This is a genomic window from Streptomyces sp. NPDC085481, assembly GCF_044541845.1.
Taxonomy (GTDB): Bacteria; Actinomycetota; Actinomycetes; order Streptomycetales; family Streptomycetaceae; genus Streptomyces.
The window spans coordinates 88,304-100,854 of the sequence record NZ_JBITTJ010000019.1; the positions used below are offsets into that span (position 1 = coordinate 88,304).

12 protein-coding genes are annotated in these 12,551 nt (G+C 72.8%); 7 read left to right on the forward strand and 5 right to left on the reverse strand.

Features of this window, described 5'->3' with window-relative positions:
- Positions 1 to 91 precede the first annotated feature (91 nt).
- From ACIGEZ_RS31135 to ACIGEZ_RS31145, 3 genes are read right to left on the reverse strand one after another with little or no spacing between them, the layout of a single operon-like run.
- Positions 92 to 1,324 carry a hypothetical protein gene (locus tag ACIGEZ_RS31135; RefSeq protein WP_399837781.1) on the reverse strand — a complete coding sequence of 411 codons (1,233 nt, stop codon included), beginning with the start codon at positions 1,322 to 1,324 and terminating at the stop codon, positions 92 to 94.
- On the reverse strand, positions 1,260 to 1,514 hold the full coding sequence (locus ACIGEZ_RS31140) for a MoaD/ThiS family protein (protein WP_399837784.1): 255 nt from the start codon (positions 1,512 to 1,514) through the stop codon (positions 1,260 to 1,262). Before ACIGEZ_RS31140 ends, ACIGEZ_RS31135 begins: the two co-directional genes overlap by 65 nt.
- 45 nt (positions 1,515 to 1,559) lie before the next feature.
- A complete protein-coding gene (locus tag ACIGEZ_RS31145; RefSeq protein WP_399837788.1) occupies positions 1,560 to 2,384 on the reverse strand; it encodes an alpha/beta hydrolase in 825 nt (274 codons plus the stop codon).
- Positions 2,385 to 2,629: 245 nt separating this feature from the next.
- On the opposite strand from ACIGEZ_RS31145, the gene ACIGEZ_RS31150 reads away from it, so the two are divergent.
- The 5 genes from ACIGEZ_RS31150 (at position 2,630) to ACIGEZ_RS31170 (ending at position 8,048) form a co-directional block, all read left to right on the forward strand.
- Positions 2,630 to 3,403, forward strand: a complete 774-nt coding sequence (locus tag ACIGEZ_RS31150; protein WP_399837791.1) for a response regulator transcription factor — start codon at positions 2,630 to 2,632, stop codon at positions 3,401 to 3,403.
- Positions 3,404 to 3,464: 61 nt separating this feature from the next.
- Positions 3,465 to 4,487 (forward strand): LacI family DNA-binding transcriptional regulator, encoded by a 1,023-nt coding sequence (locus tag ACIGEZ_RS31155; protein ID WP_399837794.1) that lies wholly within the window; start codon positions 3,465 to 3,467, stop codon positions 4,485 to 4,487.
- Positions 4,488 to 4,727: 240 nt separating this feature from the next.
- A complete protein-coding gene (locus tag ACIGEZ_RS31160) occupies positions 4,728 to 5,801 on the forward strand; it encodes a S1C family serine protease (protein ID WP_399837797.1) in 1,074 nt (357 codons plus the stop codon).
- A 20-nt stretch (positions 5,802 to 5,821) separates the two neighbouring features.
- Positions 5,822 to 6,559, forward strand: coding sequence for a response regulator transcription factor (locus ACIGEZ_RS31165; RefSeq protein ID WP_399837800.1), 738 nt, complete (start codon positions 5,822 to 5,824; stop codon positions 6,557 to 6,559).
- A 25-nt stretch (positions 6,560 to 6,584) separates the two neighbouring features.
- The gene (locus tag ACIGEZ_RS31170) at positions 6,585 to 8,048 is read left to right on the forward strand and encodes a sensor histidine kinase (RefSeq protein WP_399837803.1); all 1,464 of its coding nucleotides are present in this window, start codon (positions 6,585 to 6,587) and stop codon (positions 8,046 to 8,048) included.
- Here ACIGEZ_RS31170 and ACIGEZ_RS31175 read toward each other — a convergent pair.
- Positions 8,013 to 8,876 (reverse strand): phosphatidylinositol-specific phospholipase C, encoded by an 864-nt coding sequence (locus ACIGEZ_RS31175; RefSeq protein WP_399837806.1) that lies wholly within the window; start codon positions 8,874 to 8,876, stop codon positions 8,013 to 8,015. The two genes, ACIGEZ_RS31170 and ACIGEZ_RS31175, sit on opposite strands and share 36 nt — an antisense overlap.
- A gap of 103 nt (positions 8,877 to 8,979) precedes the next feature.
- Positions 8,980 to 10,809 carry a bifunctional metallophosphatase/5'-nucleotidase gene (locus ACIGEZ_RS31180; protein ID WP_399837809.1) on the reverse strand — a complete coding sequence of 610 codons (1,830 nt, stop codon included), beginning with the start codon at positions 10,807 to 10,809 and terminating at the stop codon, positions 8,980 to 8,982.
- Between the two features lie 163 nt (positions 10,810 to 10,972).
- On the opposite strand from ACIGEZ_RS31180, the gene mshD reads away from it, so the two are divergent.
- Positions 10,973 to 11,899, forward strand: a complete 927-nt coding sequence (gene mshD, locus ACIGEZ_RS31185; RefSeq protein WP_399837812.1) for a mycothiol synthase — start codon at positions 10,973 to 10,975, stop codon at positions 11,897 to 11,899.
- The gene (locus tag ACIGEZ_RS31190; protein ID WP_399837815.1) at positions 11,896 to 12,264 is read left to right on the forward strand and encodes a GntR family transcriptional regulator; all 369 of its coding nucleotides are present in this window, start codon (positions 11,896 to 11,898) and stop codon (positions 12,262 to 12,264) included. Before mshD ends, ACIGEZ_RS31190 begins: the two co-directional genes overlap by 4 nt.
- Positions 12,265 to 12,551 lie beyond the last annotated feature (287 nt).

The following is a 12,551-nucleotide window of genomic DNA, read 5'->3' on the forward strand; positions in this document are numbered from 1 at the left end:
GACGCTGATGCCCGGAAACGAGATCGGCCCCCCGACACGAAGATCGACGTGTCAGGGGGCCGGTAGGTTCCCGGGCGCGCTGTGGCGGGTGTTACGCCAGCGCCCGGCCGAGCAGGTAGACGGCGGGCGCGGCCGCCGTCAGCGGCAGGGCGACACCGGCCGTCATGTGCACGAAACGGGACGGGTAGTCGTAGCTGGCCACCCGCAGCCCGATCAGGGCGCACGCCCCGGCCGCGAGGCCGAGCAGCGCGCCCGCGGCGGCGCCCAGGCCGGCGAAGCCACCGGCCGCGATGCCGCCGCCGGCCGCCGCGAGCAGGGCCACGACGACGGAGACCGGGCCGGGGAGGGGGACGGCCCGGGCCAGGACCGCGGCGGCGACGGCGAGCCCGCCGACGACCACCGCGTCCGGCTCGGCGCCCAGGTGCCCGGTGGCCATGATCGCGAGGGCCGCGGAGGCCACCGTCGCCATCAGGCCGTACATGCGCTCGTCGGGGTCGGCGTGGCTGCGCAGCTGGAGCACCAGCGTGAGCAGCACCCACACGCCGAGCGTGCCCAGGATCGCGGCGGGCGCGTGCTCCCGGCCGGTGGCGAGCAGCGCCACGTCGGCGGTGACGCCGCCCAGGAAGGCGAGGGCGATGCCCTGCCGGGCCGGCCACATGCCGTTGAGCCGGAACCAGCCCGCGGCCGTGACCGCCTGCAGCAGCACCAGCGGAACGAGCAGCCCGTACGGGCCCACGGCCGCGCCGCCCGCGAGCAGCACACCGAGCACGGCGGTCAGGGCGGCAGGCTGCATCCCGGGCGCGATGATCGGCGAACGGCCCTCGGCACGGGCGCGCTGGGCGTCGGTGATCCGGGCGTTGCCGGCAGTGGTGGGCGGGGAGTAGGCCGGGGCGGGGGCGGGGGCGCCTTCGGGTGCGACCGCCGCGGTGTCGTACGCCGGCGCGGCCACCGGCGTCTCGTACGCGGACGCGGACGCTTCGTACGCGGGCGCCACCTGCTCGTACGGGCTCTCCGGCGGGAGCGGATGCCCGCCGGTCGGGTGGGCCTCCTGGGCGTAGTCGTACGCACCCTGCGGCTGGCCCTGCGGCGGCAGGTACGCCGTGTCGTGCGACGCCGGCGGCTGCACGACGGGCTGGAACTGGGTGTCCCAGGTCTGGCCCTCCCACGTCTGGGTGACGTGCGGGTCGTACGGCTGACCGCCCGGCGCGCCGCTCCGCGGCTCGTATGGATACTGCTGGTCACTACTCATGCTGTGCGGTTCACCCTCCTGCGAACGGCGGGAGCACCTCGACCGTGCCGCCCTCGGCCAGCCGTACGGTCTCATGGGCACGGGTCCCGACGGGATCGCCGTCGATGAGGAACGAGCAGCGCTGCAGCACCCGGACCAGCTCGCCGGGGTGCCTCACGCGGGCCGCGTCCAGCGCCTGCGCCAGGGTCTCGGCGGCGTACGGCTCCTCGGCGACACCGGCGGCCGCCTTCGCCGCGGCCCAGTAGCGGATGGTTCCCGCTGCCATAGCGGCACTCCCTTCGTTCGTGTGCGCGCCGCCCCCCATGATGGGCTATGGCCGGGTGAGCCAGGCCCCGAGCCGGGCGAGCAGTTCCTCGCCGGCCGCGTTCTCCGCGTGCCCCATGCCACGCTCCAGCCACAGCTCGGCCGCGCCGTCGGGCGCCGCCGCGACGAGGCTGCGGGGGTGGTCGACCGGGAAGTACGCGTCGCGGTCGCCGTGCACGATCAGCAGCGGGGTCGGTGCGATCAGCGGCACGGCCTCGACGGGCGAGAGCGGTACGGGGTCCCAGTCCTTGCCGTCGATCCGGGTGCCGAGCCCGTAGCGGCCGACCAGCCGGCCCACCGGCCGGGTCACCACCCAGTGCACGCGCCGCATCGCGGGCGTACCCCGGTAGTACCAGCGGGCCGGGGCGCTGACGGCGGCGACCGCGTCGGTGTGGGCGCCCGTGCCGCGCTCCAGGGCGGCGTGCCGCAGCACGATCGAGCCGCCCATGGAGAAGCCGACCGTCACCACCCTCGGATGGCCGAGCTCCCGCGCCCAGCGGACGGCGGCCGCCAGGTCGAGCACCTCGCGGTCGCCGACGGTCGAGCGCCCGCCCGAGCCGCCGTGGCCGCGGAAGGAGAAGGAGACGACGTGTGCGTGCTCCCGGAGCGCGAGCGCCGCGCGCCGGAGCGCGGGCCGGTCGACCGAGCCGGTGAACCCGTGCGCCACCACGACCGCCGTATCGGTGACACTTGCGAGAGCCGGTTCGTAAACCGCCTCGATCCGGACACCGTCACCGGTACGCAACATTGCACGGCGAGCGTCCCGGTCATGGACGGAAGTGAGCGAGGAAACATCCACCATGTGAAATCGGCCCTCTGCCTCGGAACTCATGTGGGCTATTCTGCTTGCCAGAGGATCCGGGCAACGCAGCCCCCGGGTCCTTTTGTGTTTTCCGACCGTTGTTACGGATGGATGAACAAAAGCTCTCAGGGCGCGAGAGCCATACGTGAGCCACACCGCAGACGTCCTCGCAGGGACCGAGGAGGAACCGACGTCATGGACGAGCGTACGAAGCACGACCGACGACCGACGACCCAGTCGACGACCCAGTCGCTTACCCGGGCAGGTGGGAAGCGATGAGCTCACTGCTGCTCCTCACCAACGCCCTCCAGCCGTCGACCGAGGTGCTGCCCGCCCTCGGCCTGCTGCTGCACAACGTGCGCGTGGCCCCCGCCGAGGGCCCGGCCCTGGTGGACACCCCGGGCGCCGACGTGATCCTCGTGGACGGCCGCCGCGACCTGCCGCAGGTGCGCTCGCTGTGCCAGCTGCTGCGCTCCACCGGCCCGGGCTGTCCGCTGATCCTGGTCGTGACGGAGGGCGGTCTCGCGGCCGTCACCGCCGACTGGGGCATCGACGACGTGCTGCTCGACACCGCGGGACCCGCCGAGGTCGAGGCCCGGCTGCGGCTCGCGATGGGCCGCCAGCAGATCGTCGCGGACGACTCCCCCATGGAGATCCGCAACGGCGACCTGTCGGTCGACGAGGCCACGTACAGCGCCAAGCTCAAGGGCCGGGTCCTGGACCTGACCTTCAAGGAGTTCGAGCTGCTCAAGTACCTCGCCCAGCACCCGGGCCGGGTCTTCACCCGCGCCCAGCTCCTCCAGGAGGTGTGGGGCTACGACTACTTCGGCGGCACCCGAACGGTCGACGTCCACGTACGGCGTCTGCGGGCCAAGCTCGGCCCCGAGCACGAGTCGCTGATCGGCACCGTCCGCAACGTCGGCTACCGCTTCGTCACCCCCGAGAAGGTGGAGCGGGCGGCCGAGGAGGCGCGGGCGAAGCAGGAGGCGCGCGCCGGGGCCCGGGTCAAGGAGGCCGCACGGGAACTCACTCCTGTGGAGGACCGTTAACGTGGCGTATGCCACAGCGCGACCTGCCGGTAGGTAGGTCACCCCGCGTAGACTGCCGCGCGTGGCCAAGGTGACGCGGGATGACGTAGCGCGACTGGCGGGTACTTCGACCGCGGTCGTGAGTTACGTCATCAACAACGGACCCCGGCCGGTCGCCCCGGCCACGCGCGAGCGTGTCCTCGCCGCCATCAAGGAGCTGGGCTACCGGCCCGACCGGGTGGCCCAGGCGATGGCGTCACGCCGCACCGACCTCATAGGCATGATCGTCCCGGACGCCCGGCAGCCCTTCTTCGGGGAGATGGCGCACGCCGTCGAGCAGGCCGCCGCCGAGCGCGGAAAGATGGTCCTGGTCGGCAACTCCGACTACCGCGACGAGCGCGAGGTCCACTACCTGCGCGCCTTCCTCGGCATGCGGGTCTCCGGACTGATCCTGGTCAGCCAGGGCATGAGCGAGCGGGCCGCGAGCGAGATCGAGGCCTGGGACGCCCGGGTCGTGCTGCTGCACGAGCGGCCCGAGGCCCTCGACGACGTCGCCGTCGTCACCGACGACATCGGCGGCGCCCAGCTCGCCACCCGTCACCTCCTGGAGCACGGCCACCCGTACGTGGCCTGCATGGGCGGCATCCCGAACACCCCCGCCGTCGGCGACCCGGTCGCCGACCACGAGGAGGGCTGGCGGCGGGCCATGCTGGAGGCGGGCCGCTCGATCGAGGGACGGCTCTTCCAGGCCCCGTACAACCGCTACGACGCCTACCAGGTGGCACTGAAGCTGCTGTCCGGCCCGGACAGGCCGCCGGCCATCTTCTGCTCGACGGACGACCAGGCCTTCGGCGTGCTGCGGGCCGCGCGCGAGCTGCGCATCGACGTGCCGACGGAGCTCGCGGTGGCGGGCTTCGACGACGTGAAGGAGGCGGCGCTCTCCGATCCGCCGCTGACCACCGTCTACTCCGACCGCCCGGCGATGGCCCGGGCCGCCGTGGATCTGGTGCTCGACGACTCGCTGCGGGTGGCGGGCTCGAAGCGCGAGCGGGTGAAGCAGTTCCCGTCGGCGCTGATCGTCCGCCGCTCCTGCGGCTGCGCCTGACGACACCCCCCGGCAGCCCCGCGACCGCGCCTGACGACACCCCCCGGGCGGCCCCGCGACCGCGCCTGACGGCACCCGCCGGGCGGCCCGCCGCTGCGCGGGACGGCACCCCGGGCGCCCCTCCGGCCGCGTCGGACAACCCCGCCCAGGGCAGGTCTTTATTTCGGGCATACAGCCTTCTGTCGGGCTTCTCACCCCGTCCTCAGCCCCCTCTCATCTACGACTCCGAGAGTCGTGGTCATGACGGACTACCAGCAGCCCCAGCCGCAGCAGCAGCCGTACTACCCGCCGAGGCCCCCGTACGACCCGACGCGGCCGATCACCACCGAGCCGGGCACCACGGTCTGGCCGGCCGGCGGACAGGTACCGCCGCCGGTGGATCCGACGGTCCCGTTCGCGGCGGCCGCCCCCGCCCCCACCCCGCACCGCAGGGCCCGGCGCGGGGTCGGCCTCATGGCGGCCGTGGCCCTCGCCGCCGCGGCGATCGGCGGAGGGACCGCGACCCTCGTCCAGCAGTGGACGGCCGACGGCGCCACGACCGCCTCCGGCGGCGTGACCGGCACCAACGTGTCGGCGAGCAGCAAGGGCACGGTCGCCGGGGTCGCCCAGGCGGTGTCCCCGTCGATCGTGGAGATCTCCGCGAGCTCCGGATCCGGCAAGTCCACCGGCTCCGGCGTGATCATCACCGGCGACGGCGAGATCGTCACCAACAACCACGTCATCTCGGGTGCCGACCAGATCACGGTGCAGACCTCCGACGGCAAGAGCTACGACGCCAAGGTCGTCGGCACGGACCCCGACAAGGACCTGGCGCTGATCAAGCTGGAGAGCGCCTCCGGCCTGAAGGCGGCCACGCTCGGCGACTCCGGCAAGGTGCGGGTCGGCGACGAGGTGGTGGCGATCGGCTCCCCCGAGGGCCTCACCGGCACCGTCACCAGTGGCATCGTCTCCGCCCTCGACCGCGACGTGACCGTCGCCAAGGACGAGGGCCAGGACAGCGGCCAGGGCAGCGGCCGACCGTACGACCCCCGCCAGGGCTGGCCGTTCGAGTTCGGCGGGCAGCAGTTCAACGGCGACACCGGCTCGTCGAAGACCACGTACAAGGCGCTGCAGACCGACGCCTCGCTCAATCCCGGGAATTCCGGCGGCGCGCTGATCAATATGAACGGCGAGATCATCGGAATCAATTCGGCCATGTATTCGCCCAGTTCTTCGAGCGGTTCCACGGCCGGCAGCGTCGGCCTCGGATTCGCGATCCCGGTGAACACCCTCAAGGCCGACCTCGACGACCTGCGCTCGGGCGGCTCCAGCTGAACACATGCGAGGCTGGGCCCATGACTGGCCAGCAGAACGACGCCGATCGCGCCGAGCGCATCCTCATCGTGGACGACGAGCCCGCCGTACGGGAGGCGCTGCGCCGCAGTCTCGCCTTCGAGGGCTACGGGACCGAGGACGCCGTCGACGGGCTCGACGCGCTCGCCAAGATGGCGTCGTACGGCCCCGATCTCGTGGTCCTCGACGTCCAGATGCCCCGCATGGACGGGCTGACCGCGGCCCGCCGGATCCGGGCGTCCGGCTCGACCGTGCCGATCCTGATGCTGACCGCCCGCGACACCGTCGGTGACCGCGTCACCGGCCTCGACGCGGGCGCGGACGACTACCTGGTGAAGCCCTTCGAGCTGGACGAGCTGTTCGCCCGGATCCGCGCGCTGCTGCGGCGCAGCTCCTACGCGGCGGCGCAGGCCGGGCCGCGACCCGAGGGCGACGTGCTGTCCTTCGAGGGCCTGCGGATGGACCTGACCACGCGCGAGGTCACGCGCGGCGGGCGGCCGGTGGAGCTGACCCGTACCGAGTTCACCCTTCTGGAGATGTTCCTGGCCCATCCGCGGCAGGTGCTCACGCGTGAGCAGATCCTGAAGGCCGTGTGGGGCTTCGACTTCGAGCCGAGCTCCAACTCCCTCGACGTGTACGTGATGTACCTGCGGCGCAAGACCGAGGCGGGCGGCGAGCGGCGCCTGGTGCACACGGTGCGGGGCGTCGGCTACGTACTGCGCGGCGGAGGCACGGAGTGAGAAGCCCGGTGGACGGAGACACGGCGTGAGAAGCCCGGTGGCCTGGTTCCGCTCCCGCCCGCTGCGCTCCCGCCTCGCGCTGCTCACGGCCCTCGCCGTGGCGGTCGCGGTGGCGGCGGTGTCGCTGGCCTGCTGGTTCGTGACGCGGGCGCAGCTGGAGGGGGAGCTGGACGACTCGCTGCGCTCCGCGCAGCTCACCCCGCAGGACGCCCAGCAGCTGCTGAGCTCGTGCGGGCCGGACGCGCAGACCCGGCCGGCGCCCTGGTCGCGCGACTCGCAGACCCTGCAGATCGTCTCGACGGACGGCGAGGTGCTCTGCTCGACCGGCCGCTCGCAGATCCCGGCCCAGGCCTCGGACACGAAGGTGGCCCAGGGGCGGCTCGGCTCCGCGCTGCACACGACGGACGCCGAGGACGGCACGCAGATGCGCGTGTACACGTACCCGATGAACCTGGTCCGGCAGCCGATCTCCCAGCCGGTAGCCGTGTCGGTGGCCCGTCCGACGTACGAGATCGACAACTCCCTGAACACGCTGGGCTGGGTGCTGCTGCTCGTCTCCGGCATCGGCGTCGTCGGCGCCGGCGCGGCCGGGCTCTGGGTGGCGCGGACCGGCCTCGAGCCGGTGCACCGGCTGACCGGGGCGGTCGAGCACGTGGCGGCGACCGAGGACCTGACCGTACGCATCCCGGTCGAGGGCGAGGACGAGATCGCCCGCCTGTCGCGCTCCTTCAACGCGATGACGGCGGCGCTCGCGACCTCGCGCGACCGGCAGTCCCAGCTGATCGCGGACGCGGGCCACGAGCTGCGCACGCCCCTGACCTCCCTGCGCACCAACATCGAGCTGCTCGCCCGCAGCGAGCAGACGGGCCGCGCCCTGCCGCCGGAGGACCGGCGGGCCCTGCTGGCCTCGGTGAAGGCGCAGATGACGGAGTTGGCCGCGCTCATCGGCGACCTCCAGGAACTGGCCCGCCCGGACGCCGCGGCCCCGGGCCGCCTCGAGGTCGTGCCGCTGCACGGCATCCTGCGCTCGGCGCTGGACCGGGCCCGCCTGCGCGGCCCGGAGCTGACCTTCGAGACGGATCTGGCCCCCTGGTACGTGCGGGCCGAGCCGGCGGCGCTGGAGCGGGCCCTGGTCAACGTCCTGGACAACGCGGTGAAGTTCTCGCCGCCGCGCGGCACGATCGAGGTGACGCTGATGCGCGGCGAGCTGACCGTTCGCGACCACGGCCCGGGCATCGCGCCGGACGAGCTGCCGCACGTCTTCGACCGCTTCTGGCGCTCACCGTCGGCCCGCAGCCTGCCGGGCTCCGGCCTCGGCCTGTCGATCGTGGCCCGCACGGTCGGCCACGCGGGCGGCACGGTCGCCCTGACCCCGGCGCAGGACGGCGGCACGGTGGCGACGGTGCGGCTGCCGGGGGCGCCGACACCGCCGCCTGAGGTGACGGGCGGGTCCTCAGTTGTGCCGGATGAGGGACTCGACGAGTCCTGACCGGGTGTCGGGGAAGTCGAGCGGGACGATCCCCAGCCCCTTCCAGCCGGCCGCCTCGGCGCCGTCGAGGAAGGAGTGGACCTGCGGGTTGAGGCGGTCGGAGTTCCAGCGGGGCGGGAGGGCGGCGGCGGTGGAGACGAAGTTGACGTAGAAGCGGCCGGGCTGTGCGGCGGCCTTGCGGAACTGGGCCTGGATCTTGGGCCACTTGGCGAACGGTTCGGCCTGGTAGTCGTCCTGGACGTCGAAGTAGGCGCCGTCGGCCCAGCGAAGCCCCGGCAGCCCGCCGTTGTCGGCGAGCAGCACGACCCGCCCGCGGGCCTCGCCGAGCGTGGGGACGCCGGAGCCGATACGGAACAGCCCCCGCCAGCCGCGTACGTCCAGGTAGTCGTCGAAGACGGCCCGGAAGGTGGCGTCGGACTCGGACGAGTACTCCTGCTTGACGCGCATGAGCACGGTCTCGGAGGGATGGGCGGCGAGGAAGTCGCGGCAGGCGACGAGGACGTCGCCGAACATGAGGTTCTGGTAGGAAGCCCCGTGGTGGATCGCGAACGACCCGCCGGTCACCCGGCACCGCACGTCCAGGAACCGGATCCCGCTGTCCAGTTGCCGGGCGATGGTGGTGTTCTGGCAGGCCGTCCAGGGCCCGCCGTAACGGGCGCCGGAGTCGTGGGTCCCGGGGATCGTGAGCTTCTGGAGCGGGGTGGGGTCACCGTGGGCAGCCATCCAGTCCTGGGTCCCGAGGGCGGTGGCCGCCCGGGCGGAGGGGGTGCCCACGAGGAGTGCGGCACCGGCTGCGGCGGCGCCCGCGAGAAAGCGTCGTCGGTCCATGGCACCGCACTATGGCAGGAGTTGACGTGCTCCTGCCATAGCTTGGACCGGGAAAGGGGCGGTGCCCGCCGCAGCGGACACCGCCCCTTCCTTTCCTGCGGAGTTACTGCACGACCGTGATCCGGTCGGCCGCCGGCACCGCCAGCGGCGTCGTCGCCGTGGAGTGGGCCGCGAGGTACGCGTTGAACACGTCCAGGTCCGAGGCGCCGACCAGCTTGTTGGTGCCGGTGGCCAGGGCCGGGAAGCCGTCGCCGCCACCCGCGAGGAACTCGTTCATCGCGACGCGGTAGTTCTTCGCCGGGTCGATCGGCTCGCCGTTCAGCTTGATCGTGCCGTCGACGACCCGGTCCGCGCCGGTCTTCTTCATGTCCAGCGTGTAAGTGAGGCCCCTGGAGACCTGGAGGATCTTCACCGAGTTCAGGTTCGAGCCGCTGACCTGCTGCTTCAGCGCCGCGATCAGGTTCGCGCCGGACAGGTCGACCACGTTCATCATGTTGGTGAACGGCTGGACCGTGAAGGACTCGCCGTAGGTCACCACGCCGTCGCCCTCGGAGCCGGAGGCCTTGTGGACGAGGTCGGCGCGGATGCCGCCGGGGTTCATCAGGGCCAGCTGCGCGCCGCCCTTGTCGGCCGGGGCCAGGCCCTCGAGCTGGGCGTCGGCGATGACGTCGCCGAGCGGCTTCTCGTACGCCGTGGAGCCGCGGCCGTTGATGTCGGCGGCGATCCAGCCCTGCGGACGGTTGGCGATCGGGGCCGCCAGCGTCTGCCAGTCGCCGATCAGCTTGGTCATGTCCGCGGCCTTCGGGACGTCACGCGAGACGACGTGGTTGGCCGAGGCGACCGCGGTGCGGACGATGTCCCTGGTGCGGCGGTCGTAGGTCAGCGTGGTGTCGGTGTACAGCTTGCCGAACGACGACGCCGAGGTCACCAGGCGCGGCTTGCCCGACGGGTCGGGGATGGAGCACACGTACGCCTGGTGGGTGTGGCCGGTCACCAGCGCGTCGACCTGCGGGGAGACGTTCTTGGCGATGTCGACGATCGCGCCGGACACGCCCTCGCCGTCGCCGTCGCCGTCACCGTCGCAGTTGTAGTTGTACGCGGCAGAGGCCGGCATGCCGCCCTCGTGCACCAGGGCGACGATGGACTTGACGCCCTTGCGCTCCAGGATCTTCGTGTACTTGTTGATCGTCTCGACCTCGTCGCCGAACTTCAGGCCCTTGACGCCCTCGGCGGTGACGACGTTCGGAGTGCCCTCCAGGGTCACGCCGATGAAGCCGATCCTGACGCCGTTCTTCTCCCAGATGAAGTACGGGTCGAGCAGCGGCTTGCCGGTCTTCTCCTTGGTCACGTTGGCCGCGAGGTACGGGAAGTCGGCGCCCTTGAACTTCTCGCCCTTGACGTAGCAGCCGGCGGTCGGGTGACAGCCGCCGTTCTGCATGCGGGCGAGCTCGACCGCACCCTCGTCGAACTCGTGGTTGCCCACCGAGGTGACGTCCAGGTCGAGCTTGTTGAGCGCGCCGATCATCGGTTCGTCGTGGAACAGGCCCGACAGCAGCGGCGAGGCACCGATCAGGTCACCGGCGGCGGCCGTGATGGAGTAACGATTCCCCTCACGCGCCTGGCGCAGGTGCGTGGCCAGGTACTCGACACCGCCCGCGTCGATCTTCTCGGTGGTGCCGTCCTCCTTGACCCGGGTGACCTGGCCGGAGGAGCCGGCCGGCGGCTCCAGGTTGCCGTGGAGGTCGTTGAAGGAGAGCAGCTGGACGTCCACCATCCGCCCCCAGCCCTTGCCGTGGCCGTACGACGCGGCCCCGGCGCGGTCCTGAGACGCGCCCGCCGGCATCGCCGCGACGAGCGCGCCGATGGTGGCAAGTCCCGCCCCCGCGACGAGGATCCGCCGCCCCGCCCTGTTCTTCTTCCGTGTCGCTGCCATCTCTCCCCAGTTTCTGACGACTCCGGTCCTGCCCGCGCAGCCTAGAGTCAACGCGCGTAGCGCAACAGGGGGTACCGGGTTACGAGCTGGTTGCCGTTGGCCACCTGACGGTCTCCCGGTGATCTCCCACCGGGTGGCGCGCCACCGCCGTAGGCTCGTAGCCATGACTCCTGACGCGGCGCCGGCCCTCGAACCCGGACGGCAGATCACCACCCACGAAGAGCTGAGCCCCGGGCAGGTCGAGGACGTCCTCGACCTGCTGGAGGCCGCCGACCGCGCCGACGGCATGCACGCCGTGTCCGAGCAGGGGCGGCTGTATCTGCGCCACGGCCGGCGCGAGGGCGTCCGGCACTTCCTCCTCACCGTCGGCTCCCACCTCTACGGCTACGCCCAGCTGGAGGAGACCGACCCGGTCGAGGCCCCGGCGGCCGAGCTGGTCGTCCACCCCTCGCACCGCGGCCGGGGCCACGGCCGGGCGCTCGGCACCGCGCTGCTCGACGCCTCCGGCAAGCGGCTGCGCGTCTGGGCACACGGCGGCAAGCCGGCCGCCCGGCACCTCGCCCAGGTGCTCGGCCTGACCCTGTTCCGCGAACTGCGCCAGCTGCGCCGGCCGCTGGTGCCGCTGGACATCGCGGAGCCGGAGCTGCCCGAGGGCGTCACCGTCCGCACCTTCGTACCCGGCCAGGACGACACGGCCTGGCTCGCGGTCAACGCCGCCGCCTTCGCGCACCACCCCGAGCAGGGCTCGCTCACCCAGCGGGACCTGGACGACCGGATGGCGGAGCCCTGGTTCGACCCGAAGGGCTTCTTCCTGGCCGAGCGGGAGGGGCGGCTCGTCGGCTTCCACTGGACCAAGGTGCACGCCGAGGAGCAGCTGGGCGAGGTGTACGTGGTCGGTGTCCTGCCCGACGCGCAGGGCGGCGGCCTCGGCAAGTCGCTGACCGCGATCGGCCTGCGGCACCTGGCGGCCCAGACACTGCCGACGGCGATGCTGTACGTGGACGCCGACAACCTGGCCGCGGTGACGGTGTACGAACGGCTCGGCTTCCGTACCCACGAGGTGGACCTGATGTACCGCACGGAGTCGTGAACGGGGTCGCCACCCACCTCCGGATCGTCCAGCAGACCAAACAGGCCCTCCGCACGGGCCTGCTGACACCCGGGGACCGGCTGCCCACGGCCCGCGAGGTCGTCGAGGCCACGGCCATCAACCCCAACACGGCCCTGAAGGCCTGCCGCGAGCTGGAACGCGAGGGCCTCGACGAGGCCCGCCGCGGCCTCGGCACCTTCGGCCACGCCACCCTCGGCACCGGCCCCGCCGAGTCGCCCCTGCGCGGCGAACTCGCCGACTGGGCCCGCCGGGCGCGCACCGAGGGACTCGAACACGACGACGTGGCCGCGCTCTTCACCTCCGTACTGAACGAATGCTTCGAGTCCGAGGGGGACACCGCATGACCACCGGCACCGCCCTGGCGGCCGAGGGCCTGGGGAGACGGTACGGAGGACGGGGCGGGCAGCGACCCCTGCGCGACCGGCGGCGAAGAGGGCGAGGGCGGCGGCCGGTGCGAGGGCGGCGGCCGGTGCGAGGGCGGCGGCCGGTGCGAGGGCGGCGGCCGGTGCGAGGGCGGCGGGGTTGAGTGCGCGGCCCAGGCGCAGGGGGCCGGCGCTGCGCGCCCGGCACCCGTGACCCCGCCTTCAGGCCGGGGCGGGGCCCGACGCGGCCCCGCCCCCGATTCCCGCAC

What these genes read in the sequence shown, in the direction of transcription:
- ACIGEZ_RS31135 (WP_399837781.1), bottom strand. Translation starts at nt 1,324, where the DNA reads ATGAGACCGTACGGCTGGCCGAGGGCGGCACGGTCGAGGTGCTCCCGC.
- ACIGEZ_RS31140 (WP_399837784.1), bottom strand. Translation starts at nt 1,514, where the DNA reads ATGGCAGCGGGAACCATCCGCTACTGGGCCGCGGCGAAGGCGGCCGCC.
- ACIGEZ_RS31145 (WP_399837788.1), bottom strand. Translation starts at nt 2,384, where the DNA reads ATGAGTTCCGAGGCAGAGGGCCGATTTCACATGGTGGATGTTTCCTCG.
- ACIGEZ_RS31150 (WP_399837791.1), top strand. Translation starts at nt 2,630, where the DNA reads ATGAGCTCACTGCTGCTCCTCACCAACGCCCTCCAGCCGTCGACCGAG.
- ACIGEZ_RS31160 (WP_399837797.1), top strand. Translation starts at nt 4,728, where the DNA reads ATGACGGACTACCAGCAGCCCCAGCCGCAGCAGCAGCCGTACTACCCG.
- ACIGEZ_RS31165 (WP_399837800.1), top strand. Translation starts at nt 5,822, where the DNA reads ATGACTGGCCAGCAGAACGACGCCGATCGCGCCGAGCGCATCCTCATC.
- ACIGEZ_RS31175 (WP_399837806.1), bottom strand. Translation starts at nt 8,876, where the DNA reads ATGGACCGACGACGCTTTCTCGCGGGCGCCGCCGCAGCCGGTGCCGCA.
- ACIGEZ_RS31180 (WP_399837809.1), bottom strand. Translation starts at nt 10,809, where the DNA reads ATGGCAGCGACACGGAAGAAGAACAGGGCGGGGCGGCGGATCCTCGTC.
- mshD (WP_399837812.1), top strand. Translation starts at nt 10,973, where the DNA reads ATGACTCCTGACGCGGCGCCGGCCCTCGAACCCGGACGGCAGATCACC.